1 protein-coding gene and 2 pseudogenes are annotated in these 2202 nt (G+C 38.3%); all 3 read left to right on the top strand.

The annotated features are described in order from the left end of the window. Positions 1–723, top strand: a pseudogene (locus ABZA26_RS13320) ([FeFe] hydrogenase H-cluster radical SAM maturase HydG); the annotation flags it as partial. A gap of 1 nt (position 724) precedes the next feature. Beyond that, positions 725–1201: a dihydrofolate reductase gene (locus ABZA26_RS13315; RefSeq protein ID WP_372714989.1), complete on the top strand. Its 477-nt coding sequence runs from the start codon at positions 725–727 to the stop codon at positions 1199–1201. A 255-nt stretch (positions 1202–1456) separates the two neighbouring features. Continuing rightward, positions 1457–2202 (top strand): annotated as a pseudogene (locus tag ABZA26_RS13310) (hypothetical protein); the annotation flags it as partial.

Here is a 2202-nt window from a genome sequence, read left to right as displayed (position 1 = left end):
GGAATCGATGACGTAGGTATAGGGGCGTTATTCGGTCTTTACAAATGGAAATTTGAGGTTATGGGACTGATGCAGCATGTAGAGCATCTGGAAACGAATTTTGGAGTAGGACCGCATACCATATCATTCCCGAGACTAAATGAAGCGACTGGATCCAAAAAAGACCCTGAATATATAGTAGGGGACATGGAGCTGAAAAGAATAATAGCCATATTAAGACTGGCAGTGCCTTACACAGGTCTTATTCTGACAGCCAGAGAAAATGCAGAACTCAGAAGAGAATGTATGAAGCTAGGGGTATCTCAGATAGATGCAGGGACCCAGATAGAACTTCAGGGGTACAGTAAAAAGAAGGGAGAACAGGACCTTTCTAAGGAACAATTTAAAATAGGAGATACAAGATCTTTGGATGAAGTTATGAAAGAACTCATGTCCAGCGGATTTACTCCGTCATTTTGTACTGCATGTTACCGTCTAGGGAGAACAGGTGAACATTTTATGGAGTTTTCAAAGCCAGGTTTTATACACCACTTCTGTACTCCTAATGCCATACTGACTTTGGCAGAATACCTAGAAGACTATGCAGGGGAGGAAACAAAGGCAGTGGGATATAGCCTTATAATGGGACAGATAGAAAAAAGTGAACTTCTGCCTGAGGTAAAGAAGACACTTATGGTAAAGCTTGAAGGTATAAAAAAAGGCCAAAGAGACCTTTACTATTAATATGATAAGCTTGATAGTTGCCTTTGATGAAAACAGAGTTATCGGTAAAAACAACAGCCTGCCATGGCATATACCTGATGAGATGGAAAAGTTTAAAAAAGCCACCATGGGAAATGTCATAATCATGGGAAGAAAAACTTTTGAAGGGATAGGCAGACCTCTTCCTGGAAGGGTTAATATTGTGATTACAGGGGACAAAAGTTTTTCTCACGTAGGGGTGGAAGTTTTTTGTAGTATAGAAAAAGCCCTGGAAGAATCTGGAAAACTTGAAAAAGAGGTATTTTTTATCGGAGGGTCTAGCATTTACAGACAGGTAAAAGATCTTGTGGATAAGCTTTATATATCTTATATTCATGGGAAGTATGAAGGAGATTCCTATTTCCCAGAAATAAACTTAGAAGAGTTTCAGCTTATAAAAGAAGAGCATCATGATGATTTTGATTATAAAGAGTATATGAGGAAGACCCCGGTTATTTAGCCGGGGTCTTTTTAAAATAAAATGAAAATTTTTTATATAATGGAATCATTACAAGTTTAAATTTAAAATACTATGTTTTTGATCATGTTTAGCAGTGGTTGGAGTTTTTTAAAATTACTAACAGAATTTTAAAAAGTCTAAAAATAAATTTATTTTAACATTAAATTAATTTAATGTTAATTAAATACTGATATATTACACCGTTGATTAAAAAATAAACATAATACTCATGCAATTTAAAGGAGAAAACAGATTATGAAAAAAATAAAAGTTGTTAGTGGAATATTGGGGGTTCTTTTTTCTGCCGTGTCCTTTGCAGCCTCTATAGACCATGTACAAAGCTTATCCTTGGAATACAATGCCAATCCCGCCCAACAAGGGGCCATCAGTGCAGGTTCAAGTCCATACTATAATCCTGCAGGACTTATGCAGCTTGAGAATGGGACTTATTTCGGGATGGGACTGCAGTATGCCATAGGTCAAGAGAAGATGGAGTATGCGGGAAAAGAGTATAAGGCAGACCTCTTAGAGCCTATACCAAATATATCTCTTGTTACTAAAAATGATAACAGAGCATGGTACTGGACCATGGGAGGTATAGCTGGCGGTGGAGACCTGGAGTATGAAAACGGGGTTGCCGGGATAGGTTTTCTTACAGATTTAAGAGTAACAATCGAACCAGGAGTTGTAATTTCTCCGGTTGCTTCGGTAAACGGCAACTATGCTGAAGGATCTAACAAGTATCTTCAGTCTACTCTTGGAAGGGCATGGTTTCTGACTGATAAGGTGTCTGTGTCTGCTGCAGGACGTGTTATTTACGGAATGAGAAGTTTGGTTTCAGAAGCTGATCTGACAATTGCGACAGGTACTGAGAGCATATATTTAGATTCAGAGAGGACGGCCTGGGGTTACGGAGGTCAGTTTGGACTAAACTATAAGGCTACGGAAAGACTCAATATAGGAATGAGATACGATACTAGGGTAATTCTGGAGTTTGAAGC

Source organism: Ilyobacter sp. (assembly GCF_041583315.1).
GTDB lineage: Bacteria > Fusobacteriota > Fusobacteriia > Fusobacteriales > Fusobacteriaceae > Ilyobacter.
This window is presented reverse-complemented; position numbering and strand designations above follow the sequence as displayed.